The 25,050-nt window shown below is 63.3% G+C and carries 17 protein-coding genes and 1 pseudogene; 10 read left to right on the top strand and 8 right to left on the bottom strand.

Annotated features, from left to right (window positions below; translation table 11 throughout):
* The first annotated feature begins 275 nt into the window (after positions 1-275).
* From ACI48I_RS18820 to ACI48I_RS18805, 4 genes are all read left to right on the top strand, one after another.
* The gene (locus tag ACI48I_RS18820; RefSeq protein WP_498575084.1) at positions 276-2,141 is read left to right on the top strand and encodes a phosphoenolpyruvate carboxykinase (GTP); all 1,866 of its coding nucleotides are present in this window, start codon (positions 276-278) and stop codon (positions 2,139-2,141) included.
* 309 nt (positions 2,142-2,450) lie between these two features.
* Positions 2,451-5,231 carry a TonB-dependent receptor gene (locus ACI48I_RS18815; RefSeq protein ID WP_498575083.1) on the top strand — a complete coding sequence of 927 codons (2,781 nt, stop codon included), beginning with the start codon at positions 2,451-2,453 and terminating at the stop codon, positions 5,229-5,231.
* A gap of 3 nt (positions 5,232-5,234) precedes the next feature.
* Positions 5,235-6,446, top strand: a complete 1,212-nt coding sequence (locus ACI48I_RS18810) for a cyanophycinase (protein WP_498575082.1) — start codon at positions 5,235-5,237, stop codon at positions 6,444-6,446.
* 172 nt (positions 6,447-6,618) lie between these two features.
* On the top strand, positions 6,619-7,656 hold the full coding sequence (locus ACI48I_RS18805) for a MerR family transcriptional regulator (protein ID WP_193687636.1): 1,038 nt from the start codon (positions 6,619-6,621) through the stop codon (positions 7,654-7,656).
* Positions 7,657-7,722: 66 nt separating this feature from the next.
* Here ACI48I_RS18805 and uvrA read toward each other — a convergent pair whose 3' ends face one another.
* Positions 7,723-10,572 carry an excinuclease ABC subunit UvrA gene (gene uvrA, locus ACI48I_RS18800; RefSeq protein ID WP_498575081.1) on the bottom strand — a complete coding sequence of 950 codons (2,850 nt, stop codon included), beginning with the start codon at positions 10,570-10,572 and terminating at the stop codon, positions 7,723-7,725.
* A 440-nt stretch (positions 10,573-11,012) separates the two neighbouring features.
* Between uvrA and ssb the strand changes: the two genes are divergently transcribed.
* The gene (gene ssb / locus ACI48I_RS18795; RefSeq protein ID WP_193687634.1) at positions 11,013-11,519 is read left to right on the top strand and encodes a single-stranded DNA-binding protein; all 507 of its coding nucleotides are present in this window, start codon (positions 11,013-11,015) and stop codon (positions 11,517-11,519) included.
* Positions 11,520-11,653: 134 nt separating this feature from the next.
* Positions 11,654-11,788, top strand: a pseudogene (locus ACI48I_RS18790) (IS5/IS1182 family transposase); the annotation flags it as partial.
* Positions 11,789-12,655: 867 nt separating this feature from the next.
* Here the strand turns inward: ACI48I_RS18790 and ACI48I_RS18785 are convergent.
* The 5 genes from ACI48I_RS18785 to ACI48I_RS18765 all read right to left on the bottom strand — a co-directional run bounded on the left by ACI48I_RS18785 (position 12,656) and on the right by ACI48I_RS18765 (position 17,754).
* On the bottom strand, positions 12,656-14,887 hold the full coding sequence (locus ACI48I_RS18785) for a glycosyltransferase (protein WP_498575080.1): 2,232 nt from the start codon (positions 14,885-14,887) through the stop codon (positions 12,656-12,658).
* 468 nt (positions 14,888-15,355) lie between these two features.
* Positions 15,356-15,715, bottom strand: a complete 360-nt coding sequence (locus ACI48I_RS18780; RefSeq protein ID WP_498575079.1) for a DUF1428 domain-containing protein — start codon at positions 15,713-15,715, stop codon at positions 15,356-15,358.
* Between the two features lie 81 nt (positions 15,716-15,796).
* On the bottom strand, positions 15,797-15,982 hold the full coding sequence (locus ACI48I_RS18775) for a hypothetical protein (RefSeq protein ID WP_498575078.1): 186 nt from the start codon (positions 15,980-15,982) through the stop codon (positions 15,797-15,799).
* A 109-nt stretch (positions 15,983-16,091) separates the two neighbouring features.
* Positions 16,092-16,637, bottom strand: a complete 546-nt coding sequence (locus ACI48I_RS18770; RefSeq protein ID WP_498575077.1) for a glutathione peroxidase — start codon at positions 16,635-16,637, stop codon at positions 16,092-16,094.
* Between the two features lie 88 nt (positions 16,638-16,725).
* Positions 16,726-17,754 carry a lysozyme inhibitor LprI family protein gene (locus tag ACI48I_RS18765; RefSeq protein ID WP_193687629.1) on the bottom strand — a complete coding sequence of 343 codons (1,029 nt, stop codon included), beginning with the start codon at positions 17,752-17,754 and terminating at the stop codon, positions 16,726-16,728.
* A 471-nt stretch (positions 17,755-18,225) separates the two neighbouring features.
* Between ACI48I_RS18765 and ACI48I_RS18760 the strand changes: the two genes are divergently transcribed.
* A complete protein-coding gene (locus tag ACI48I_RS18760) occupies positions 18,226-19,401 on the top strand; it encodes an MFS transporter (protein WP_498575076.1) in 1,176 nt (391 codons plus the stop codon).
* A 17-nt stretch (positions 19,402-19,418) separates the two neighbouring features.
* Here ACI48I_RS18760 and ACI48I_RS18755 read toward each other — a convergent pair whose 3' ends face one another.
* Both ACI48I_RS18755 and ACI48I_RS18750 read right to left on the bottom strand, forming a co-directional pair.
* Positions 19,419-20,246 (bottom strand): AraC family transcriptional regulator, encoded by an 828-nt coding sequence (locus tag ACI48I_RS18755; RefSeq protein ID WP_193687627.1) that lies wholly within the window; start codon positions 20,244-20,246, stop codon positions 19,419-19,421.
* 135 nt (positions 20,247-20,381) lie between these two features.
* Complete coding sequence (locus ACI48I_RS18750; RefSeq protein WP_498575075.1) at positions 20,382-22,166, bottom strand: glycoside hydrolase family 2 protein; 1,785 nt, start codon at positions 22,164-22,166, stop codon at positions 20,382-20,384.
* A 156-nt stretch (positions 22,167-22,322) separates the two neighbouring features.
* Here ACI48I_RS18750 and ACI48I_RS18745 point away from each other — a divergent pair, with 156 nt between their 5' ends.
* The 3 genes from ACI48I_RS18745 to ACI48I_RS18735 are packed head-to-tail and all read left to right on the top strand — an operon-like array spanning position 22,323 to position 24,971.
* Entirely contained in the window at positions 22,323-22,952 is a 630-nt protein-coding gene (locus tag ACI48I_RS18745) for a DUF4254 domain-containing protein (protein ID WP_498575074.1), read from the top strand.
* Complete coding sequence (locus ACI48I_RS18740; protein WP_498575073.1) at positions 22,949-23,794, top strand: glycosyltransferase family 2 protein; 846 nt, start codon at positions 22,949-22,951, stop codon at positions 23,792-23,794. The genes ACI48I_RS18745 and ACI48I_RS18740 overlap by 4 nt, the downstream gene beginning before the upstream one ends.
* Positions 23,795-23,831: 37 nt before the next feature.
* Complete coding sequence (locus ACI48I_RS18735) at positions 23,832-24,971, top strand: glycosyltransferase family 9 protein (RefSeq protein ID WP_498575072.1); 1,140 nt, start codon at positions 23,832-23,834, stop codon at positions 24,969-24,971.
* Positions 24,972-25,050 lie beyond the last annotated feature (79 nt).

Genomic DNA, 25,050 nt, shown 5'->3' with positions numbered 1-25,050 from the left:
TATTAGTCAACTATATTTCCTACATTTTTCGATCTGGAGCGCTTGAATCGCCGTTTGAGGGGTGTACAATCGGCCGAATATTAAGGGTTTGACACCACCAAAGTGTATATCAGACCACGCTTCACCTGTTCCACGGGCTTCGTTCGCCGAGGCCGCCGACACGACCGCCGTAGCGCCGCTCCACAAGAGCCAGGGATTCCACCGTGCAGTCCCGTGCGTAGACGACGATCCTGCCGTGCCGGGACCACACAGAATTCTTAATTGTTGGAGGTACCATGAACCAGCCCGTGATGAGCGGCGTCGCCGCCCTGAACGTTCCATCCCACGTCAAACAACAGAAGCTCATCAATTGGGTGGCAGACATCGCCGCCCTGACGAAGCCTGACGCCATCTACTGGTGCGACGGCTCCGAAGAAGAGTACGACCGCCTGTGCGCACAGATGGTCGAAGCAGGCACGATGAAGCGCCTGAACCCTGCACTGCGCCCGAATTCCTACCTGGCCCATTCCGATCCGTCGGACGTGGCGCGCGTCGAAGACCGCACCTTCATCTGCTCGAAAACGAAGGAAGAAGCGGGCCCGACCAACAACTGGACCGACCCGGCCGAGATGCGCACGACCCTGAACGGCCTGTTCGACGGCTGCATGGCCGGCCGCACGATGTACGTGGTGCCGTTCTCGATGGGCCCGCTGGGCTCGCCGATCGCCCACATCGGCGTCGAGCTGTCCGATTCGCCTTATGTCGCCGTCAACATGCGCATCATGACGCGCATGGGCAAGGCCGTGTACGACGTGCTGGGCGCGGACGGCGAATTCGTCCCATGCGTGCATACCGTCGGCATGCCGCTGGCGAATGGCCAGAAGGATGTGCCGTGGCCGTGCAACAGCACCAAATACATCGTCCACTATCCGGACACCCGCGAGATCTGGTCCTTCGGTTCCGGTTACGGCGGCAACGCGCTGCTGGGTAAAAAATGCTTCGCGCTGCGCATTGCCTCGAACATGGGCTACCAGGAAGCGCAACAAGGCGGCACCGGCTGGCTGGCCGAACACATGCTGATCCTGGGCGTCGAATCGCCTGAAGGCAAGAAGAAATACGTGGCCGCCGCTTTCCCTTCGGCCTGCGGCAAGACCAACTTCGCCATGCTGATCCCGCCGACCTCGTTCAACGGCTGGAAAGTCACCACCATCGGCGACGACATCGCCTGGATCAAGCCGGGCGCGGACGGCCAGCTGTACGCCATCAACCCGGAAGCGGGATATTTCGGCGTGGCCCCGGGCACCAACGACAAGACCAACTCGAACTGCATGGCCTCGCTGCGCGAAAACGTCATCTTCACCAACGTCGCGCTGACCGACGACGGCGACGTCTGGTGGGAAGGCATGACGAAAGAGGCCCCTGCGCACCTGATCGACTGGCAAGGTAAAGACTGGACCCCGGCCTCCGGCACCAAGGCCGCCCACCCGAACGCGCGCTTCACCGTCGCCGCCACCCAGAACCCGGTCATCGATCCGGCCTGGGACGATCCGGCCGGCGTGCCGATCTCGGCGTTTATCTTTGGTGGCCGCCGCTCGACGACCGTGCCGCTGGTGACCGAAGCCAACAACTGGGTCGAAGGCGTCTACATGGCCGCGACCATGGGTTCGGAAACGACCGCCGCCGCCGCCGGCCAGATGGGCGTCGTGCGCCGCGATCCGTTCGCGATGCTGCCGTTTATTGGCTACAACATGAGCGACTACTTCCAGCACTGGCTGGATCTGGGTAAAAAAGTGGAAGCGAAGAACGCCGCCGCGCTGCCGAAGATCTTCTGCGTCAACTGGTTCCGTACCGACGAGTCGGGCAATTTCGTGTGGCCGGGCTACGGCGAGAACATGCGCGTGCTGAAGTGGATCCTCGAGCGCAGCGAAGGCCAGGCCGGTGCCGGCGCCCAGCACCTGTTCGGCACCTCGCCGAACTATGGCGACCTGAACTGGGACGGCACCGATTTCAGCCAGCAACAGTTCACCCAGATCACCTCGATCGACAAGGATGCCTGGCGCGAAGAGCTGAAACTGCACACCGAGCTGTTCGAGAAACTGTCTTACCACTTGCCGCAAGAGCTGGTGGCGACCAAGCAGAAGCTGGAGCAGCAGCTTGGTTGATCACGTTTTCTGAGGAGGGCGGCCGTTTTATAAAACGGCTGCGCGTAAAAAAGGGCAGGGCCGTGTGGCTCTGCCCTTTTTTTTATGCGCCTCCCGTTCGCCCCATCTGTTGGGCGCCGGCCTACGTTTTTACGCGAGGCGAATAAACGACAGCCTGTTTTCAAATACATGTTGAGCTTGCGACAGGACGTGCATTACATTTGGAAATAGTAAAACATTTGCATGCCATCAAGGAAACAAAAGCAATCCCATACGCCGATGTGACACCTCCGTCCAGCAGTCCTGAGCCATCATCAAAGGGAGCATTGCATGAGTAAGCAGATGTCGAATACCTTGCGGCCGACCATCCTGGCCGCGAGCGTCCTTGCCGCACTGAGCCTGATGGCGCACCAGGCAAGTGCGCAGCCGCAGACACAGCCAACTTCGCAAGACCAGTCGAACATCGAAGCGCCGAAGATCCAGCGCGTCCTGATCACCGGCTCGTCGATCAAACGCCTCGACGACGAGGCGGCGCTGCCGGTGGAAGTGATTTCGCGCGAGGCCATCGACAAGATGGGCGTCACCACCGCCGCCGAACTGGTGCGCAACATCAGCGCCAATACGGCACCGCTGACGGACGGGCCGAGCATCTCGGACAGCACCTCGGGCCAGCGCGGCCTGAACGGCGCCAACATGCGCGGCCTGGGCGTGTCGTCCACGCTGGTGCTGCTGAACGGCCGCCGCCTGGCCAATTTCGCCTCTCCGGGCGACAACGCCGGCGTCGACCTGAACAACATTCCGGCCGGCGCGATCCAGCGCGTCGAGGTGCTGAAGGACGGCGCCTCGGCGATCTACGGCACCGACGCCATCGGCGGCGTGATCAATTTCATTACACGCAAGGACTATACCGGGATCGACCTGGCGGCCTCGGTTGCCGGTACCCAGCACGGCGGCGCCGGCAAGCGCACCGCCAGCCTCAGCGCCGGCGCCGGCGATCTCGCGACCGACCGCTTCAACGTGTTCGGCGTACTCGACGTCCAGCAGCTCGACCGCCTGGGCTCGCGCCAGCGCAGCTTCATCGCCGAGCGCGCGCTGGCGACCACCTTGCCGGCCCAGATGTCGAGCAATACCTTCCCCGCGAACGTGGACATCTCGGCTGCGCAACGGGCCGCCCTGGTCGGCGCCGGATTGCTGCCGGCCGGCAGCAGGTCGAGCCGGGTCAACCCGAGTGCGCCCGCTTGCAATCCGCCCGCCACCGTCTACGCCGCACAAGGTCCAGGCGGCGTGGCCGGCTGCAGCTACGACTACATGGAAGACACGGAGATCTACCCGGATTCGCGCAAGATCGGCTTCATCGGCCGCGCCACTTACCAGCTGGACGACAACAACCAGCTGTTCGCCGAACTGGTGCAGACCGAAGCGAAATCGACCTATGTGCTGTCGCCCAATCCGGTGCGCATCCGCAACCTGCCGGTGAGCATCCTCCCCGCGGCCTACCGTAACGCGCTCTCGGGTCCCGACCTGCCGACGACCTTCAGCGGCATCCGCTACCGGATGCAGGAAGCGGGCAATCGCAGCAACGAGGTGAACAGTAGGGGCCAGCGCCTGGTGCTGGGCGCCAGCGGCCTTCTCGCCGGCTGGGACTATGACCTGGCCCTGGCGCGCGCCGAGAACCGGGCGGTCGACAAGTACGTAAACGGCTATGTGCTGTACGACCGGTTCGAAGCGGGCGTGCGCGACGGCACCATCAATCCGTTCGCACCCTCGTCCCAGGCCGGCCTCGACCTGATCAACAGCACCAAGATCAGCGACGAGGCGCGCAAGGCGAAGGGCATCGCCACCTCGATCGACGGCAAGATGTCGCGCGCGCTGGCGACGCTCGGCGGTGGCGACCTGGCGCTGGCCGTCGGCGGCGAATTCCGGCGCGAGCACCAGGTCTTCACGCCCTCAAGCCTGCTCGTCTCGAACAACATTGCCGGCGACCGCGACAGTACCGTGCCGGCCGGCGAGTTGCTCGAAGTCGAGACGGCGGACAACACCCGCAGGGTGGCATCGGTCTTCACCGAACTGAATGCCCCGTTCACCAAGGAACTGGAGATGCAGTTCGCGCTGCGCTACGACCGCTACAGCGAAGTCGGCAGCACGACCAACCCGAAGCTCGGCCTGCGCTGGCAGCCGAACGCGGCCCTGCTGCTGCGCGCCTCGGCCGGTACCGGTTTCCGCGCCCCCTCGCTGTCGGACCTGAAGCGCCCGACCATCTTCGGCACCTCGGCCGGCATCCTGACCGACCCCCAGTGCGTGGCCCAGGAAGGCAGCATCGACCTGTGCACCGACCAGTGGAACGTCGAACGCCGCTCGAATCCCGACCTGAAACCGGAGAAGTCGCGCCAGTTCACGCTCGGTACCGTGGTCGAGCTGAACAAGCGCACCAGCTTCTCGGTCGACTACTGGAACATCGAGAAGCGCGATGTCATCAGCACACTGGGCGAGCAGGTCATCATCGAGAATCCGGCCGCCTACAACGGCAAGTACATCGAGCGCGACGAGGACGGTTTCATTTCGAACATCCTCCTGATGAAGGAAAACCAGGGCCGCCTGAAGACCTCGGGCATCGACCTGGCGGCGGACTGGCGCAGCGAGCGCGGGGATTGGGGGCGCTTCGGCGTCAACCTGTCGGGCACCCGGATCCTGCGCTACGACCGCCAGTTCGGACCGGCTGAACCCTACCGCAGCAACCTGGGCGTGTTCCTGAACGACCAGGCGATCCAGAAATGGCGCCATCGCATCAACTTTGAATGGGACAAGGGCCCGGTCAGCCTGACCCTGGCCAACCAGTACTCCTCCAGCTACACCGACCAGAACACGACCTACGACCCGTTTACGGACGCGCTGCTGGCGCCCAACAAGGTGAAGTCGTATTCGCTGTGGGACCTGACCGGCAGCTGGGCCATCAGCAAGCAACTCAAATTGCGCGCCGGCCTGCTCAACCTGCTCGACAAGGATCCGCCGTTCTCGAACCAGGCGTATTTCTTCCTGGCCGGGTACGACCCCAGCTACACCGATCCGCGCGGCCGCAGCGGCTTCGTCAGCGTCAACTATTCGTTCAGGTAAGCCATGCTGAAGGAGGTAATTGGCGCGCTGGCGCTGGCTGTGACCCTGGCGCCGGCCGCGGCCGAGGCCGGCGATCCTCCGAAAGGGTCGCTGGTGATCATCGGCGGCGGCCTGCGCGCCGAGAACGCCGCCGTGTGGGAAAAGATCGTGGCACTGGCCGGCGGCAAGGGGGCGCGCATTGCGGTGCTGCCGACGGCCGCGGAGAATCCCGAACGGGAGGGCGGCATGGCGGCGAATAACCTGAACCGCCATGGCGCCCAGGCCTTCGTCGTGCCGCTGGCACCGCGCCTGGCGGGCAGCGATGTGCGCAAGGCGGCCGACGACCCGGCGCTGGCGCAAGCCGTACGCACGGCCGGCGGCGTGTTCTTCACCGGCGGCGACCAGGCCCGCATTACCGGCGCGCTGCGCCGCCCCGACGGCAGCAACAGCGCGGTGCTCGATGCGCTGTGGACGCTGTACCGGCGCGGCGGCGTCATCGCCGGCACCAGCGCCGGCGCCGCCGTCATGAGCAGCACCATGTTCTACGATCCGCCACCGGACGTGCTGCCGCTGCTCAAGCACGGCCTGGTGGACGGCAAGGATATCGCGCCCGGCCTGGGGTTCATTGGCGACGATGTCTTCGTCGACCAGCACCTGCTGGCGCGCGGACGCTTCGCGCGCATGCTGCCGGCGATGCTGAAGAAGGGCTATACGCTTGGACTCGGGATCGACGAGGACACCGCCATGGTGGTGGCGCCCACGCGCGAGGTGAGCGTGATCGGCCGCACCGGCGCGATCGTGCTCGACCTGGGCGAGGCGGTCACGGACAAGGCGAGGGCGCATTTCAACCTATCGAATGCGCGCATCAGCTACCTGGACAACGGCGACCGCTTCAGCCTCGCGCAGCGCGGGTTTATTCCCGGGCCAGGCAAGGAGCCGGTCGAGAAGACGGGGGCGGAGCACCGCGACGCCCTGTTTTATACCGACATCCTGGGCAATACGGCGGTTCTCGACCTGCTGGTCAAACTGGTCGACAGCGACCTGCAGCGCGCCGTCGGCCTGGCCTTCGAAGGACCGGCCAGCCGTGCGCCGGAACGCGGCTTCGAATTCACTTTTACACGCATGCCCGATACGCGCGAATACGCCACCAACCGCGAGGATGCGTGGTCGATCTACCGGATCCGGTTAGATGTGCGGCCGGTGCGCATGCACCAGCCGCTGTACACGGCCGAGTAGAGGGAGTTCATGAACACGCGTTCGGAACACCAGGGGCGCGCCGCTTCGATCACGTCGCCATGACAGCCTTCGGCAACCCAGCGAGGTATTAATATTCACTGTTTTACGGAGTGCTTGACCCTCACGTAGCGTCAGGCCGCAAGCTGGGTCCACGTTGAAGAAAGGAAGACCGATGCTGCTGAAAATTGGAGAGTTGGCGAAACGCACCGCGCTGACGGTACGCACGCTGCACCATTACGACGCGATCGGCCTGCTGACGCCTTCGGCGCGTTCCGATGCCGGCTACCGGCTGTACAACGGCGCGGACATCGCCAGGCTGCACCGCATCCTCGCCTTGCGCCGTTTCGGGTTGTCGCTGGCCGACATCGGAACCTATCTCACCAGGCCGGACCTGCCGCTCGTCGACGTCGTGACGCAGCAGATCGCCATGCTGACCCAGCAGATCGACGAAGCCGATGCCCTGCGCATCCGCCTGTCTCGCCTGCGGCAGCAGTTGATCGCTGGGCAGGAGCCGGACCTGGCCGACTGGCTGACCACACTGGAGCACATGAGCATGTACGACAAGTATTTTTCGCAGGACGAATTGAAGCAACTGCCGCTGTACACGGATTCGGCGGCGCGCTCGCAGGAATGGGCAGCCTTGGTGGCCGCCGTGCAGGCGCTGTTGGATGCCGGCGCCGCGCCGACCGATCCGCAAGCGCAGGCATTGGCGCAGGAATGGATGACGAAGATCGTGCGCGACACCGGCAACAACCCGGTGTTGTTCGCCAAACTGAATGCGATGCACGAACGCGAGCCTTCGGTGCAGGACCAGACCGGCATCACGCCGGCGCTGATGGGCTTCGTGATCGCCGCGGCCTACGAGGCAAAATGCGCGATCTACCGCCGTTACCTCGACGACGACGAATACGCGTATTTGCGCGCCAACATCGGCAAGCGCAGCGCCGAGTGGCCGGGACTGGTGGCACAGGTGCGCAGCGCGATGGACGCGGGCCACGCACCGGACGCGCCCGAGGTGCGGCCGCTTGCCCAGCACTGGTTCGACCTGTTCCGTTCGTATGCGGGCGACAACCCGGCCACGCAGATGAAGCTGCGCCAGGCGCTCGAGAACGAGCCAGCGCTGACGAATGGCGGCTGGGTCGATGCGCCGATGCGGGCCTTCATGCGCCAGGCGATGGCCGCCTTGCGCGCACAGGCAGCGCAGGCGTAGGCGGTGCGCCGTCTGGCACGAAAAAAAAGCAGAGCCGCGGCTCTGCTTTTTTTACTTCGACCCCGCTTACTGCTTCAGCAGCGGTCCCAGGTACTTGCCCGTCACGCTGTTTGGATTTTTCGCCACCGCTTCCGGCGAACCGGTCGCGACAATCTTGCCGCCGCCGGCGCCTCCCTCGGGACCGAGGTCGACGATCCAGTCCGCCGTCTTGATGACGTCCAGGTTGTGCTCGATGATGGCGAGCGTATTGCCCTGGTCGCGCAGGCGATGGATCACCTTCAGCAGCAGGTCGATGTCGGCAAAGTGCAGACCGGTGGTCGGCTCGTCCAGGATGTACAGCGTCCGCCCGGTATCGCGCTTCGACAGTTCCAGCGACAATTTCACACGCTGCGCCTCGCCGCCCGACAGGGTGGTCGCGCTCTGCCCCAGCTTGATGTAGCCGAGGCCGACATCGAGCAGGGTTTGCAGCTTGCGGGCGATCACCGGCACCGGCTTGAAGAACTCGTGCGCATCTTCGACCGTCATCTCCAGCACTTCGGTGATGTTTTTACCCTTGTAATGCACCTCGAGCGTTTCGCGGTTGTAGCGCTTGCCGTGGCAGACGTCGCAGGGCACATACACGTCCGGCAGGAAGTGCATCTCGACCTTGATCACGCCATCGCCCTGGCAGGCTTCGCAGCGGCCGCCTTTCACGTTGAACGAGAAGCGCCCGGCCGAATAGCCGCGTTCCTTGGCCGTCGGCACCGTCGCGAACAAATCGCGGATCGGCGTGAACAGGCCGGTGTAGGTCGCCGGGTTCGAGCGCGGGGTGCGGCCGATCGGCGCCTGGTCGACGGAAATGACCTTGTCGAAATGCTCGAGGCCGAAAATCGCGTCGTGCGGCGCCGGTTCCGTCTGCGAACCGTACAGGTGGCGCGACAGGGCCGGATACAGCGTGTCGTTGATCAGGGTCGACTTACCCGAACCCGAGACACCGGTAATGCAGGTCATCAGGCCGACCGGCAGCGTCAGCGTTTCGCCCTTCAGATTATTGCCGGTGGCGTTCGTGATCACCAGCTGGCGCTCGGGGTTGGCCTGCGTTCGCTTCTTCGGCACCACGATCTTGCGGCGGCCGTCGAGGTACTGGGCGGTGACCGAGTGCTCGTTCGCCATGATCTGCTCTAGCGTGCCCTCGGCGATGATCTGGCCGCCGTGCACGCCGGCGCCCGGACCCATGTCGACGATGTAGTCGGCGGTGCGGATCGCGTCCTCGTCGTGCTCGACGACCAGCACGCTGTTGCCGATGTCGCGCAGGTGCTTCAGGGTCGCGATCAGGCGGTCGTTATCGCGCTGGTGCAGGCCGATCGACGGCTCGTCGAGCACGTACATCACGCCGGTCAGGCCGGAACCGATCTGCGAAGCGAGACGAATCCGCTGCGCTTCGCCGCCCGACAGGGTATCGGCGCTCCGGTCCAGCGACAGGTAGTCGAGGCCGACGTTGTTCAGGAATTTCAGGCGTGCCGTGATTTCCTTGATGACGCGCTCGGCGATGTCCTTCTTGGCGCCCGTCAGCTCCAGGGTCTCGAAAAACTCCAGCGTGTCGCGCAGCGGTTTATCGGACACCTCGTAAATGGCACGCTGCTGGGCGCCCTGGCCGATTTTCACGAAACGCGCTTCGGTACGCAGGCGCGCGCCGTCGCAGGACGGACATTTCTTCTCGTTGATGAATTTGGCCAGCTCTTCCTTCACCGCCATCGAATCGGTCTCGCGATAACGGCGCTGCAGGTTGTTCACCACGCCCTCGAAGGTATGCTCGCGAATCACGGTGCGGCCGCGTTCGTTCACATAAGTAAACGGGATCGACGTCTTGCCGGAACCGAACAGCACGGCGTCCTGCGCGCTCTTCGGCAACTGCTCGAAGGGTTTGTCGAGGTCGAATTCGTAGTGGGACGCCAGGTTCGACAGCATCGTGAAATAGAACTGGTTGCGGCGGTCCCAGCCTTTGACGGCGCCGGAGGCGAGCGACAGGTTCGGGAAGGCGACGATCCGCTTCGGATCGAAGAACTCGATGTGGCCGAGGCCATCGCACTGCGAGCAGGCGCCCATCGGGTTGTTGAACGAGAACAGGCGCGGCTCGAGTTCCTGCAGCGAATAGCCGCAGACATTACAGGCGAACTTGTTCGAGAACACGGTCTCTTTTTCCGTGTCCATCTCGTAGGCGACAGCGCGACCATCGGCCAGGCGCAGCGCGGTCTCGAAACTCTCGGCCACGCGCTGCTTGATCTCCGGATTCACTTTCACGCGGTCGATCACGACGTCGATCGAATGCTTTTCCGTCTTTTTGAGTTTCGGCAGCTCGTCGATCTCGTAGATCCGGGTCGGATTGACCCCGCTCTGGATGCGGAAACGAATAAAACCCTGCGCCTGCATGCCGGCGAAGAGATCGGAATGTTCACCTTTGCGGCCGGCCACGACCGGCGCCAGGATCATCAGCTTGGTGCCCTCGGGCATGGCCAGCACCGAATCGACCATCTGCGAGACAGTCTGCGCCGCCAGCGGCTCGTGCGGGTGGTCCGGGCAGTAGGGCGTGCCGACGCGCGCGTACAGCAGGCGCAGGTAGTCGTGGATTTCGGTCACGGTGCCGACGGTCGAGCGCGGGTTGTGCGAGGTTGCCTTCTGCTCGATGGAAATCGCGGGGGACAGGCCCTCGATCAGGTCGACGTCCGGCTTTTCCATCAGTTGCAGGAACTGGCGCGCATAGGCCGACAGCGACTCGACATAGCGGCGTTGTCCCTCGGCATACAGGGTATCGAAGGCGAGCGAGGATTTACCCGAACCCGACAGGCCGGTGATGACGATCAGCTTGTTGCGCGGCAGGTCGAGATTGATGTTTTTGAGGTTGTGCGTACGGGCACCACGAATACGAATTTCTTCCATTAAATTTGGCAGGCTTTCAATAAGTTTTGCGGGGCCGCGCACGAACTGTCGCGATGGGCGGGCCAATCGAGGGGGAATCTGCTAGTTTAACGCGTTTTTGTTGCGGCTGTACATTCATCCAGTACTCTGGTGTACCAGCGCTGTCAGCTTGATATGCCGTTCTCACAAGCGAACTGAAATCGACAATACCGCTCCCGGTGTATGTGAGCCGTTTGCGCCCGGCTTCAATGGCAAATAGTTCAGAATCCGAAAATAAATTTGCGGGGGTACCGGGACAAGGATCGGCACTTTTTGCGCCGCGTCGGATGCTGACTCAAGCCAACAAAATCTTCTTTATATGCGGGCACTTCGGCCCCATAATATCGTGCTGTATCACTCAGTTCCCTGGCGCTTAGACACGTGCAGAGCCAGGGCTTACAAAATCCTGAAGGAGTACCACCATGGCATCAGTCAACAAGGTCATCATCGTCGGCAACCTCGGCCGCGATCCGGAAATCCGCTACATGCCGAGCGGCGACGCCATCGCGAACATCGCGGTCGCCACCTCGTTCAAGTCGAAGGACCGCAACACCGGCGAGCAGAAAGAGCTGACCGAATGGCACCGCATTTCGTTCTTCGGCCGCCTGGCCGAGATCGTCGGCCAGTACCTCAAAAAGGGATCGTCGGTCTACGTCGAAGGCCGCCTGCAGACCCGCAAGTACACGGACAAGGACGGCATCGAGCGCTACGCAACCGACATCGTCGCTGAAAACATGCAGATGCTGGGCGGCCGTGCCGGCATGGGCGGCGATAGCGGCGGCATGGGCATGGACGACGGCGGCGGCTACGATGCGCCACCGCAGCGCCAGCAGGCACCACGCCAGGCGCCACCGGCCCCGGCAGCCCGTCCACAGCCGCAGCGTCCGGCACCAAACTTCTCGGACATGGACGACGACATTCCGTTCTAAACCCTGCCTTGTCGTATTTTTGTCGATAGAAGCGCGTGTGCCGAAGGCACACGCGCTTTTTCTTTATCCACACTTAAGTTCTTGGTTTAGTGGAGCTGTGGCGCAACTACTACATAGGGCGCCTAACCGGGTTTGAACTGACCCACGCGTGGACTGAACGCTGGCGCCGCACGGTAATGCATCACGACCGAATGCTTGCTGTGTCAGCCGCTTGGGTGTGGTTGGCAGAGGCGCGCATGCTGCTCAATAGACTCGCTTACCAGCATTGATTTTGTCTACACCCTCTTAGCCAAAACAGTGGGTAAATGACGAGATTCGTCGCAAAGCGTGTCAAGTTTTGGAATGGGAAGCGTCATTCTGTTTTAAAGAGACCTGGAGGCTTACCAGTCCATGAGGCTGCCCTATACTTAGCGATGCACCGTACCGGAGCCGAGCCGCCAACACGGTTCATGCTGTGTGCCTGGCGTTGGCGTTGTTGCATCGGGACCTAAGCAATGCAGGAATCGACTTGCTGAAACGGCACGATCGCACCGGTTGCAAGCTTGGGAATTCCCGGCGGGCGCGCAACCGCGCGTGCGCTCGCGGTGGAGAAATCAGGTTTTCAGCCGAAGTAGTCAAGATGCAGCTGGCACACGAAGTCTGCGATTCCCTCGGACGCGCCTACAATCGCACGCAATGGCTCGATAAGCGGCGAGAACGCATGCTAGCGTGGGCGGACTACCTTGACGGTCTCAAAACACTGTCTAAACGCGAATGCGCCAGCCTCGTAGCGTCTCTATCGAACGCTCTGTTCCGTCGGCTCGCAGCGTCGCTGCGGGGCATATCTTCCGTCTGGCTTTTGCAAAAAAGGTCATCGGGGGTGACGCAGGCGCCGCACGATCCAACGCACAGTCCGCAGGCCGTGCCGCAATAAAGGTACTCGATATAGAGCTCTGTAGCTGCGTATCAGCCGGTACGAGCGCGACCGGCTGAACTCTCTCCAAGCGTGCGCCTCGTGTTGGTATTCGATCAACTGATGTCGCAGCGAATCGTTGTCGCGCTCAGCTGCGTCAAGCTTGCGAGCGTAATGCAACAACTGTGCGCGCAACTCAGCCACCTTTCGAGCCGTGTAATCCATATGCACGACAGCCTCTTCGTCAAGCAGCCTTTTCATAATTCGTATCCCCGAAAATCCTTTTAATTCCTGCAAGATAGCCGGCGCGTCCATGGCGCCCCGAAATGTAGTTCAGTGCGTTGGCCGACAAGCAGGCCAATTTAGTCGGATCTTCGTAGAGCAGCCCGAGCGCCTGTACGTACTGCGACGCAGCCTGCGCATCGTCGAGCGGCAAGTCCAACAAGATGCCCGTATCTCCGTCCGTGATCGCGTCCGCGATGCCTCCGATTCCAGGCGCGATCACGGGCAGTCCGGCAGCCATCGCCTCAAGAATGATGTTCGGCAGACCGTCATACCATGTCGTATAGATAAACGCATCATATTGATCGAGCGCGATGTCGGTGATATCGCTGAAAGCGCCCCGATAGTTGAATTTCGACATGTCAATCTGAAACCCATGATCGAATGTTCCGTACACATCGAGGGTCACGTCCGGCATTTTCTTCGATAGTTCCAACGCCAGATGCGGGAGCAGCGACACGCGTTTCTGTTGCCCAATCCGCGACGCCCAAAGCACCCGCTTATTGGGGCTTCCGCTCGGTCGTGCCTTTCTCTCGCCCGGCTCGATAAGAGCCGGCAGGCATACCCACTTTTCGCGATGGAGGTCAAAGCGGTTGACGTCGTCCGCAACGGTCGCCGCATTGTCAGATACGAGCTTGGTGAACTCGTCTAGATGGTCACAGATAAATTCCGTGCCGAAGCCACTAGTCGCCAACGTTCCCGCCTCGAAATGCATGTCATCACAAAAACGGTAGTAAATGATTTTATGTTGTCTAAAATGCGGATGATGATACTTAATCAGCCTGTGCCCGAAGAAACTTGTCTTCACGTGTATGCGGGCGTCGGGAGCGACAGACATAATTAAACGTGCCGTAAGACGCTCACGTTGTTCATCGTTCAGTCGCGCGCCCAAAGAATAAACATCTACGCAGGTGACATAAGCAGGAAGCTTATGGCGCCATGTGTGCGCCTCGGCGTACTCTCCAGTGATTACGAGCGCATTTCTTCCAATTCCAGTATTCAGTAGGCCGCGCATCACGTCCAGGATATACCGCTCAGCGCCTCCGGGACGAAGATAAGGCAGAACGAATACATCCGTAAATGTCCGGTCTCCAACTTCTGCACACATCTCGTAATAAACTGCGGCGGCCTCACATGAGGCCCAGGTAGGCGCCCAGCCCGTACCGCCTGCAAGCAAAGCCGTGTCGATTATTGGGTCGATCCTGTTCGCCGCAACCGCCAAGACGGCAAGTGCGTTATTCGCGCGGTAAGCCGCAGCAATGTCGTACTGGGCTGGTTCCGGCCATGCACCACTTCGCACCTGTCCGTACTCTTTTTCAAATCTTGCCATGTATTTCTTGGGCGAAAAGAGCGGGTTATGAGGGACCTCCAGGCGGCCAGACCGCCTGGCGCTGGCCATGATGCTGTTCGGACGCTGGCGGTAGTAAAGGACAATGCCGGGACAGTAGTCCAATTCGAATCCATTCGCGATCGCGGTCGAATTAAAAAGGTAGTCTTCGTACGCGTGTCCGCGAGTATGGTCGGGATGCTCATATCTCTGTTTCTCGTACACCGACCGATGAAAAAAAGCACGCGAATTAAAGGCGTGTTGATCTACCATGAGGAATTGGCCGCGAGCGGCGTTCTCATGGCGACTCATCCATCTGCTAGCGCCGAAACCGATTAGCCATTCAGGAAACAGGATCGTTTCGCGCCCCCGACGCTTCGCGAGCGCGAGTATGTCTGCAAAGTAGTTAAACGAGACCAGGTCGTCAGCGTCTTGCGGGCACAGATACTCGCCATGCGCAAGGTCGCAGCCTGTATTTCGGCTTAAACCGAGTGAGCGATTCTCGCACTCGACAACTTGCACCTTATTGAAACCGGTGGCTCTCGTACGCTGTACCGCCTGTCGCGTTCGCTCGTCCGCACAGTCCAGGACGACAATAAGTTCTGTCCTGATCCCTTCGAAATGTGCGAACTCGGCCGCTTCGCTCAGAGACCTCATGGTGCGAGCGATGAACCGCGCCTCGTTATGAACGTTAAGAATGACAGAAATATCTAGCATGCCGACCTTGGGTAACTTTTCCCGAAAGTTCCCAGTATAGAGGAGTTTTGTTCCAAACCGGTAACCTAATTTAATGGTCCCGAAGTCGTCACAGTAAGCTTTTCCGGCTCGGAGCGACCATTGAGCTACGCGGGTCGACAGTTCAAACACAAGAGCTTTTCGAGCTCGCTGATCGGCGGTCGTAACATCCTTCGTCCAAATAGTAACGCAAATTCATGCCCCTTTCGCCGAGAACTGAATCACGTTTGCATTGTTCAGCAGCGTGTCGATTCGCTCGCCCAGGCGCTCCCACGCCTCGCACTTCTCGTGACGGTCGCCCACCTGCTTTGATATGCTCTTGACGCACACATGCTGTGTTGCTCCGACTACTGTGCAAGCGAGGGGCCTCGATGAACTCGACCACGGCATGCCGCCGTCCTCCCATTCAGGATCACCGATTGTGCCTGATCTTGACCTTTTCCGATCTACAACGCAAGTGAATGCTCACTCAAGAAGCGCCTGATCCCGGCCGCCACTGGCGGGCAGATTGGGCAGATCCGCTTGAACCGTTCTGATCGTCAGCGACGGCATTCTAGGAACCCGCAACCTGTTGCGGGTTTTTTACGCCTGGCGCCAGGCCTACATATCCACCATCATCTCGAAGCCGCCGTAAATCATGCGCTTGCCATCGAAGGGCATGTTCTCCGGCTTCATGAACTCGGCCATGCGCGGATCCTGCATGACCTTGTCGTTGACCTCGTCGCGCTTGGCGCGCGAGGGGTAGACGATCCATGAAAAGATGACCACTTCGCCTTCTTCCAGGTTGACGCTCTGCGGGAAGGAAGTGACTTTGCCCGGCTTGACGTCGTCGCCGACGCATTCGCGGAACTCGGTGGCGCCGAACTCGCGCCAGATGGCGGCGCATTGCCTGGACATGTCCAGGTAGGCCTCAAGCTTATCTTTGGGGACGGGAATCACAAAACCATCGACATATGCCATGACGCTGCTCCTGCAAGTGGGATTGGTCAGACTTCGGCGACGCGCGAAAAATCCCGGCAGCGCGCCTTGCCGTGCGCCGGCTCAATTCAGGCGTGGTCCGCCTGCCGAGCCGATCAGCGTGCCGCGCCGCAGGCGCAGCGGCGTGTTCGGCGTGCGGATGCCGCACACCATGCCCCAGGCCGCGGCCCAGCGCAGCGCCTGGTCCGTTGCCGGGCCAAACGGGCGGGCGCTTGACGCGCGTGCCAGTGCAATCGACATGCGTTTCATCGCATACAGCTTGCGAGGTGATACTTGCTTGACCATGGACTCAGGTTAGTGGGCTTCACACCTGTCCACCGTGCCCTATCTAACCCCCGCGCCACATCGCCCGTGCCGATCAGCCCAGCGCCGCCTCGATCGCCGCCACCAGCGCCGGATCGTCCGGTTTCACGTCGGGCGCGAAGCGGGCGATGACCTGGCCGTCGCGGCCGACGAGGAATTTCTCGAAATTCCACATCACGTCCGACGGGTTCTTCGGGCTCAGGCCGTGCTGGGCCAGCTTTTCGCCGAAGGTGCTGCCTTCGGCCTGGCGCGCCTGCGGCTGGGCCGCGATGAGTTCGCGGTACAGCGGGTGCCGTGCCTCGCGGTTGACCTCGACTTTTTCGAACATCGGGAAGCGCACGCCGTAGTTGCGCTGGCAGAAATCGGCGATTTGCTCCTCGGTGCCCGGCTCCTGGGCCCCGAAATCGTTGCAGGGAAAGCCCAGTACCACGAGGCCCTTCTCTTCGTATTGCTCAAACAGTTTTTCCAGGCCGGCATATTGCGGCGTCAGGCCGCATTGCGAGGCGACGTTGACGATCAACATGACTTTATTCCGGTAGTCGGCGAGCGTGGCGTCCTGGCCGTCGAGGCGGTGCAGCGGGATATCGAAAAGCGTACTCATGTGATCAGTCCTCAGGATTGCAGAACTGCCATCCTACTCCGCGTTGCGCGCGCGTGCCGGCGCGCTGCCCGGATGCAGGACAGGACGATCAGCGCCCCGCCGCGGCGTTGTCGAGCTCCGTCAACTGTTTTAAACGGCGCGCGGTGAGCTGGGCACGCCAAGCGGAGCCGGGCACCTGCGGATGGCGGATCGAACCGAACAGTTCCATCGCATCGCGGTAGGCAAGCCAGGCGCGCTGGGTCTTCTCGACGCCGGTCTTGCGGATCGTGCCCAGATACGAGGTGCTGGCCGGGCGGTTCAGCATGAACTGGCGGTAGACCGCGTTCATCTTCTCGTCGAGGCTGGCGAATTCGCCTTCCGAAAAGCGCGGCGCCTTGCCGCCTTCGGCGTCCATCACATCAAAGGCGAACTGGTCGAGTTCAGCCGCCTGGACGTCAAGCTGCAGAGAGCGGGTGGCGCTGCTGCCGGCATCGGTCTCGTAGTCGACCCGGTGCTGCGCAAAATAATGGACGGCTTTGCTTGCCATCTCCAGGCCGAGCTGCTCTTTCGCATTCCAGCCACGGGTCAAAGCCGCGAGCTGCGCGCTGCGTGACTTGTCGCGCTGGCGCTCGCGCATGGCCGCGCACTGGCCGCGCAGGTCGGCAGCGGCGTCGTCGCAGACGTCGATCGCTTCCCGGTCGTCGCCGCTGGCACGCCGGCGCAGGTGCTGGACCCGGCTCTTCATCTCGCCGACCGGGCTCTGGATGCTGCATGCGTGTTTCAAGGCCAGATCGAATTGCGGCGTCATCCCGGCGCCGTTCGCATACAGCATCATCAGCACGCCATGCGCCTCCGTGCGCGCCGCGCAGGCGTGCACCCGCTCCCAGTCGGCCTTGCCGGCATCCGGCAGGTTGACGGTCTCGTAATACAGGCCGGCGGCATCGCAGCGTCCGTTCTCGCCCTTGCCGGCCACGACCGGGCGCGCCGGCTGCTGGTTCTTCACGCGCAGGCATTGGCGATACCAGTCGCTGCCGCGCAGTACTTCAGGCGGGGCACCGTAGACATTCGGATAGGGTGCCGCCTGGACGGTGCTGCCAATGAACGCCGCCAGCAGGAAGGGCCAATACGCAGGGGACATCGGAATCTCCTCAAAAGTTTCCTATCGGAAGCTTTAACGCTACCCCGGGCCTGCCTGGTCGGTGGTGAGATGGCGCAATTTCTCCGGTATGGAGAGGCCGGAATTGCGGTTTCCTGCGTGCTTGCGCCAAGGGTTTTTACACTCCGTAACGCCTTTTCATGCCAGACCGTAAACAGCTCATGCAGCCCTGCTAACGACTTGAAATATTGACTGTGAACATGACGCAACGGGCATAAATTTTTTCCGCGTGGAAAACAAAAACCGCCGCCCGATTGCGTAAAATTGCTACCCATAACTTCTTGACGCCAACCAATAACCGGTTGGCGTTTGCTTTTTATACCCCTGTTAGCAGTCAGTTACGAACGGCAGAGCAGTCAACAAGACGCCACCGCACCAACGCTTTCCCGACGAGTGGAGCCTCTCGGATAGCACGCTGACAGCACAGGGATAGTTCACTTTTATTCGGAAACAATGCACACCACTGCTCCTGCCGTTACTGCCCCGATCTCCTCGTCGCGCAGCCCGGTTTTCGCTCAAGCCCAACAATATGCTCTGCCCATCATTTTCGCCCTGTTCGGCGTGATCATGGGTTCCTGGGCCGGCCGCATCCCGGCCCTGGCCGAACGGGTGCACGTGTCGCACTCGGCCCTGTCGATGGTGCTGCTGTGCGGCGGCGTCGGCGCCTTGCTGTCCTTCCCGGTGTCGTCTTTCCTGATGGGCCGCTTCGGCGCCCGTAAATCGCTGCTGATCGCCGGCCTGGCTTTGCTGGCCGTGCTGGTCTCGATCGGCATGGCGCCGACCGTGCCGCGCCTGATGATGGCCGTGCTGATGCTGGGCATCACCGCGTCGACCTATGACGTCGCCATGAATGCCGCTGCCGCCAAGCGCGAAAAGCAGACCGGACAATCGCAAATGTCGATGCTGCACGGTCTGGCCTGCGGCGGCGGCCTGGCCGGCGCCACCCTCGGCAGCCTGATGGCCGGCCTGCACATCGCTCCGGCTAGCCATTTCATCATGGTCGCCATTCCCCTGGCCATGGCACTGGTCGGCGCCTGTCAGATGCTCGACATCGAAGATGCGGCCGAACAGGTCGAAAAGAAAAAATTTGCGCTGCCGCGCGGTCCGATGGCTTTGCTGGGCCTGCTGGGCTTCCTCGGCTCGATGTCGGAAGGCAGTATCGCCGACTGGAGCGGCGTGTTCCTGAAGGAGCATTTCAATGTCGGCGACGGCATGGCGCCGCTGGCCCTGACCTGCTTCTCGGCGATGATGCTGATCTCGCGCCTGGTGGGCGACAAACTGAAGACGAAATATGGCGCCCAGCGCCTGATCACGAGCGGCGCGATGTTGTCCGCTGCCGGCCTGTTCTTCGCCGTGCTGTCGCCGAACGCCTATTTAGCCCTGGGCGGTTTCGCAATCGCCGGCCTCGGCCTGTCGCTGCTGTTCCCCTTCGTGTTCAGCGCCGCCGGCGCCCAGGGTCCTGTCGCCCTGGCCGGCGTCGCCAGCATGGCCTACAGCGGCACCCTGATGGGCCCGCCGGTCATCGGCGCCATCGCCCAGCACGTCGGCATGCAGATGGCGATTGCTTATGTCGGTGGCCTGTCGCTGGTCATTGCCTTCGTTGCCAGCCGTACGCGTTTGCTGAAGTAATTCCCCGCGCGCAGGTTTCAGGCCGGCGCAGCTTCTTTCAGCCACTGTCGTGGCGACACCCCCACCAATGCCGTGAACGCCCGCGTAAAAGCGGGCGCACTCGTGTAGCCGGCCTGGCTGCTGACTACTTTGACGGGCATCCCCTTGCGCAGCAGGTCTTGCGCCATCCCGATGCGCCAGCGCGTCAGGTATTCCCCCGGCGGCATGCCGACCACATTCCGGAAGTGTTCCGTGAACCGCGCGCGCGACATGCAGGCTTCGCGCGCCAGCGATTCCAGCTGCCAGGGTTCGTTCGGACGCGCGTGGATCGCGCCCAGCGCCGGCGCCAGCTGGCGGTCGGCCAGGCCCGCCAGCAAGCCGATCGACAAGGTCCCGGTTTCGAATTCGTGGCGCAGCACCTGGATCATCAGCACGTCGCACAGGCGGTCGAGGATGACGTCGCTCCCTTGCCCCTTCGCCGCCGCTTCGGAAAACAATAATTCGAGCGTGTGGCCGAGCGCCGGCATGCCGGCCAGGGGCAAATACAGGCAGGCGGGCAGGGCGCGCGCCAGCGGATTGGCGCCGCCGTCTTCAAAGCTGATATGGGCGCACAGCAAGGTGGCGCTGGCGCCTTCCGGGATCTCCAGCACGTGGGCCGTGCCGTGCGGATAAAACACCATCGCCGGTTCGTTCACGTGCAGCGCCGCGGCGTCCTGCTGGCGGAAGGTCACTGGACCGCTGCGTACCAGGTGCAGCTGCCCGGCCAATTTGTCTTCGGCAAACGCATTCGAATCGCAGAAGACCCCGTTGAAAAACACGCGGGCACGAAACGAGTAGCGGCCGACCAGTGACGAGATCTTGTCCATAAGCTCCATTTCTGAGGATTAGCAGCTTATTCTGGACGATTTGCAATGTTTTGAGAAGAGAATTTGATGAAATTGTCGAAAGCGGGGCCGGCCGGGTCCACGGACCCGGCCGGCAGCGTCGGCCCTGTCAGGTCTTCAGGCGTTCGGCCAGAGCGTGCGATGCAGGTCGGCGACCTGTTCCGGCGGTAGGCGCGGCACGCGGTCGGCCGTCAACAAGCCGTTTTGCTCGTGCTCGACGTCGGTCAATTGGGTGTAGCACAAGCCGGCGAGGAAGGGCAGGGAAGCGAGGCCTTCCATGAGCGTGCGGTAGCGCTGCGCGAGCTCGTCCTCGTTGCGTACGTTGCCGTAGTGGTCGTACAGGCGGTCGCGCCGCCGTTCGGTCTGCTCGGGCGCCAGCAGGTAGCCGCCGACTTCGGAGAACACGATCGGCTGGCCGCGGTATTGCGCGCCCTGCAGGAACAGGGCTTTACCTTTGTGCCAGCCGGTGTCCGGCGGCAGGCCGGACAGTCGCGTGCTGGCATAGCGTTCCAGCAGCGCCTCGACCGGGTGCGAATAGTCGTGGATCGTGCAGACGTCGGTCATGTCGGTGTGCTGCCAGCCGTCGTTGTCGATCACGGGCCGCGTGGCGTCGACCAGCCGCGTGCGCGCCACCATCCGCTCCAGGAAATCGTGCTGGTGCGGATGGCGCACGAGTTCCGGGAATCCGAAGCTTTCGACCACCGGCACCCAGGCCACGATCGACGGGTGGTTCGCGTCGCGCATCACGGCGCGCAGCCACTCGATCTCGAGCCGCTCTTCCGACTCCTCCGACCACGAGCGCGCATTCGGCATTTCTTCCCAGACCATCAGGCCGAGCCGGTCGCACCAGTACAGCCAGCGCTCGTGCTCGATCTTCTGGTGCTTGCGCACGCCGTTGAAGCCGAAGCGCTTGGCCCACAGGACGTCTTCGCGCAAGGCGTCGTCGTTCGGCGCGGCCAGCAGCGTGTCGGGCCAATAGCCCTGGTCGAGCGCCATCAGCAGGAAAATGCGCTGGCCGTTCAGGTGGAACCAGCCATCTTTCAGTTCGATCGAGCGCAGGCCGACATACGACTCGACGCTGTCGACGAATTCGCCCCGCCGCAGCAGCCGCACCCGCAGTTTATACAGGTGCGGGTCGTTCGGCGACCATGGCCGCGGATCGGGAACCTGGACGCGCAGCTCGATGCAGGCGCTGCTGCTGGCGATGCTGGCCCGGGCGCAGACCTGCTCCGAGTCGAGGCCTGATAACACCTCGAGTTCGGCTTGCCAGTCGGCCGACGGGGCGTGCAGGTGCACGTTCAGCGCCAGCGCGCCGTCCGGCCGCGCCTCGGTGATGCGCAGGTGGTCGATGCGCAGGGCCGGTACCGGTTCGAGCCAGACGTTCTGCCAGATCCCGCTGGTGCAGTAGTAATAGATGCGCACCGGCGTGCCGGACGCGGATTGCTTGCCGCGCGGCTGGTACGGGTCCTGGCGGTCCTCGACGCGCACCGTGATCCGGTTGCTGCCGGGCCGCAGGTAGGGCGCGATGTCGAAGTTGAACGGCACGTGGCCGCCGCGGTTGCGGCCCGCCACGCGGCCGTTGACCCAGACGTCGGCCCGGTAGTCGACGGCGCCGAAGTGGAGCAGCAGCGCGCCGCTGCCCCAGCCCTCGGGGATCTCGACGCTGCGGGTGTACCACATGACTTCGTGGATCTCGCGGCTGCCGATGCCGGACGTCTTGGATTGGTAGGGGAAAGGGACCAGGATCCGCTGGGGCAGTTCGCGGCCGTCGAACCAGCGCTCGGACAAGCCGGCGTTGGCGTCGTCGAAGGCGAACTCCCACCAGCCGTCGAGGCTGGCCCACTGCTGGCGCACCATCTGCGGACGCGGATGGGGCGTGCTCGGGGTCTCAAAGCTGCGCATGATATGGGTGAAACCTGGTGGTGGAGGGGACTGCTGTTTGTTTTGCGCTTTCATAAAGTGTACACCCGAACCCCACCGAACTTTCAAGCCCCTTATCACCTCCAAACCTGAGCTCAAGGACCAGTTTACGGATGAGATCACCCAGCGGAGGCGGCGATGGCACATGGACTCGATGGGGGCACGATCACCCAGTATCACGATGCGGTTTTGCGCCTCGCCCCGGGGCAGAGCGACCATCCCGGCAGCGGTCCCGGCGCCTGGATTGCGATCGCCGCGAACCACCGATTTAATTGTTTGCTGTGGCGCGAAGAAGACAAAGCCCGGCGCCAGGATGTGCCGGCCGCCGACATCGCTGACGGCAAGCGCCGCATCGACAGCTACAACCAGCAGCGCAACGACGCGGTCGAGGCCATCGACGAGGCCATTCTCGCCAGCCTGGCCGAGGTCACGCCGGCGCCCGACGCGCGCCTGTCGAGCGAGACCGCAGGCGCCATGATCGACCGGCTCTCGATCCTCGCGCTGAAGATCCATCACATGCGCGCCCAGACCGAGCGCAGCGATGCGGATGGCGCCCACGTCGCAGCCTGCACGGCGCGCCTGCAGCGCCTCATCGGCCAGCGTGCCGACCTCTCCGGCTGCCTCGACCGCCTGCTGTTCGAGGCGCGCGAGGGACGCGCCTACTTCAAGGTGTACCGCCAATTCAAGATGTACAACGACCCGGCCCTGAATCCGTATCTGTACGGCCAGGTGCGCAGCGCCGGCGCGCCGGGGCCGGGCGCGCCATGACCCCTGTCGTCGACGTCCTGATTCCGACCTGCGAGCGGCCGGCTGCGCTGGCCGTCGCGCTGACGGCGCTGGCGGCGCAGGCGGGGCCGCCGCTGCGCATCCTTGTCTCCGACCAGTCCGAACGCCTGCTTCCCCTGGAAGCGCCGGAAGTGCTGGCGGTGCTGCGCTACCTGCTGGCGCGCGGCGTCGAGGTCGCCGTCGAACGCCATCTGCCGCGGCGCGGCATGGCCGAGCAGCGCGCCTTCCTGCTGGCCCGGGCGGTCGCGCCGTATTGCCTGTTTCTCGACGACGACATCATCCTCGAGCCCGGCCTGGTCGCGCGCCTGCATGCGGCGCTCGTCGCGCAGGGCTGCGGCTTCGTCGGCAGCGCCGTGCACGGGCTGAGCTATTTGGGACAGGAGCGTCCGGCGCAGGAGCAGATCGCATTCTGGGACGGCCCCGTGCAGCCGGAGACGGTGCGGCCCGGCAGCGCCGCGTGGGCCCGGCATCACCTGCACAGCGCGGCCAACCTGTTTCACGTGCAGTCGCGCGAGGCAGGGCGCACCGACCGGCTGTACCGGGTGGCCTGGATCGGCGGCTGCGTGCTGTTCGACACGCATAAACTGCGCGCCTGCGGCGGCTTCGATTTCTGGAGAGATCTACCGCGCGAGCACTGCGGGGAAGATGTGCTGGCCCAGCTGCGCGTGATGGAGCGCTACGGCGGCTGCGGCCTGCTTCCCTCCGGCGCCTACCACATGGAGCTGCCGACGACGGTGACGGCGCGCGAGGTCGATGCGCCGTATGTGTTGTTCAGGGACGAAGGGCGCGACATGCCGGCATCCGGCGCACCGGGGACCGCATGAAGGTGCCAGGCGCAGCCTTGCGTGCGAGGGTGGCGTGATGACGGCGCAGACCGGTGCAGGGCGCTTGGTGAACGTCCGCAAGATCGCGGTCCTGCGGCCGAATGCAGTCGGCGATTTCGTATTCGCGCTGCCCGCCCTGCACGCCCTCCAACGTGCCTATCCGGATGCCGAGCTGGTGCTGCTCGGGCTGGCCTGGCATGCCGAGTTCCTGCGTGAACGGCCGGGGCCGGTCGACCGGGTCGTGGTCGTGCCGCCGCTGGCCGGCGTCGGCCTGGCGCCCGACGCCGACGACGGACCGGCGCGGCGATCCTTTGTCGAGGAGATGCGGGCTGAAGGCTTCGATATCGCCTGCCAGATGTACGGTGGCGGCAGATATTCGAATCCGCTGCTTGCCGCCATCGGCGCGCGCCTGACGGTGGGGGGACGCGCCGACGGGGCGCCGCCGCTGGACAGGTGGCTGCCTTATATGGAACCCGCGAACCGGCGCCTGGCGCTGCTCGAAGTCGCGGCCCTGGCCGGGGCGGGGCAAGTGTCGCTGGAGCAGGAACTGACGCCCACGGCAGCGGATCGGCAGGCCGCTGGCGCCGTATTGTCGCGGGTGAGGACGCCGGCGGCGAACGGGGCAGGGCCTGCGGCGCCCGGCAGCGCCGCTGCCTCATCCGGAGGGCCATTGGTGCTGCTGCAGCCCGGCGCCAGCGATCCGCGCCGCTGCTGGCCGGCGGCCTCGTTCGCCGCGGTCGGCGATGCGCTCGCCGCCACGGGTGCGCGCATCGCGGTGAATGGCAGCGAGGCTGAAGCGCCGCTGGTACGGCGCGTGGTACGGGCGCTGCATGCGCCTGCGATCGACCTGTCCGGCAACCTCGACCTGGGCGGCTTGTGCGGGCTGATCGAGCGCGCGGCCTGCGTCGTCTCGAACGACACCGGCCCACTGCACCTGGCGCTGGCGATCGGGACGCCCTGCGTCGGCATCTTCTGGCTGACGAACCTGATCGACGGCGCGCCGCTGCGCCCTTCACTACTGCGCGCCGCCCTGTCGCTGCGCCAGGACTGTCCCGTCTGCGGCCTGCCGAACCTGCGTCAGCGCTGCAGCCATGCGGCCAGTTTCGTGGCCGACGTGCCGCTCGAACAGGTAATAAGGATGGCGCAGGAGGTGCTGGGTTCGGTGGCGACGCGCTAGCGGGGCGTGGGCGGCGCCGGCATGAGCAATGATCGAATATCCGGATGGAGCCGCCCGGCGCACCCGTCATTGGGCCCAT

It is taken from the genome of Massilia sp. LXY-5, assembly GCF_059801075.1.
This window is presented reverse-complemented; position numbering and strand designations above follow the sequence as displayed.

What these genes read in the sequence shown, in the direction of transcription:
- ACI48I_RS18820 (WP_498575084.1), top strand. Translation starts at nt 276, where the DNA reads ATGAACCAGCCCGTGATGAGCGGCGTCGCCGCCCTGAACGTTCCATCC.
- ACI48I_RS18815 (WP_498575083.1), top strand. Translation starts at nt 2,451, where the DNA reads ATGAGTAAGCAGATGTCGAATACCTTGCGGCCGACCATCCTGGCCGCG.
- ACI48I_RS18810 (WP_498575082.1), top strand. Translation starts at nt 5,235, where the DNA reads ATGCTGAAGGAGGTAATTGGCGCGCTGGCGCTGGCTGTGACCCTGGCG.
- ACI48I_RS18805 (WP_193687636.1), top strand. Translation starts at nt 6,619, where the DNA reads ATGCTGCTGAAAATTGGAGAGTTGGCGAAACGCACCGCGCTGACGGTA.
- uvrA (WP_498575081.1), bottom strand. Translation starts at nt 10,572, where the DNA reads ATGGAAGAAATTCGTATTCGTGGTGCCCGTACGCACAACCTCAAAAAC.
- ssb (WP_193687634.1), top strand. Translation starts at nt 11,013, where the DNA reads ATGGCATCAGTCAACAAGGTCATCATCGTCGGCAACCTCGGCCGCGAT.
- ACI48I_RS18780 (WP_498575079.1), bottom strand. Translation starts at nt 15,715, where the DNA reads ATGGCATATGTCGATGGTTTTGTGATTCCCGTCCCCAAAGATAAGCTT.
- ACI48I_RS18775 (WP_498575078.1), bottom strand. Translation starts at nt 15,982, where the DNA reads ATGAAACGCATGTCGATTGCACTGGCACGCGCGTCAAGCGCCCGCCCG.
- ACI48I_RS18770 (WP_498575077.1), bottom strand. Translation starts at nt 16,637, where the DNA reads ATGAGTACGCTTTTCGATATCCCGCTGCACCGCCTCGACGGCCAGGAC.
- ACI48I_RS18765 (WP_193687629.1), bottom strand. Translation starts at nt 17,754, where the DNA reads ATGTCCCCTGCGTATTGGCCCTTCCTGCTGGCGGCGTTCATTGGCAGC.
- ACI48I_RS18760 (WP_498575076.1), top strand. Translation starts at nt 18,226, where the DNA reads ATGCACACCACTGCTCCTGCCGTTACTGCCCCGATCTCCTCGTCGCGC.
- ACI48I_RS18755 (WP_193687627.1), bottom strand. Translation starts at nt 20,246, where the DNA reads ATGGACAAGATCTCGTCACTGGTCGGCCGCTACTCGTTTCGTGCCCGC.
- ACI48I_RS18750 (WP_498575075.1), bottom strand. Translation starts at nt 22,166, where the DNA reads ATGCGCAGCTTTGAGACCCCGAGCACGCCCCATCCGCGTCCGCAGATG.
- ACI48I_RS18745 (WP_498575074.1), top strand. Translation starts at nt 22,323, where the DNA reads ATGGCACATGGACTCGATGGGGGCACGATCACCCAGTATCACGATGCG.
- ACI48I_RS18740 (WP_498575073.1), top strand. Translation starts at nt 22,949, where the DNA reads ATGACCCCTGTCGTCGACGTCCTGATTCCGACCTGCGAGCGGCCGGCT.
- ACI48I_RS18735 (WP_498575072.1), top strand. Translation starts at nt 23,832, where the DNA reads ATGACGGCGCAGACCGGTGCAGGGCGCTTGGTGAACGTCCGCAAGATC.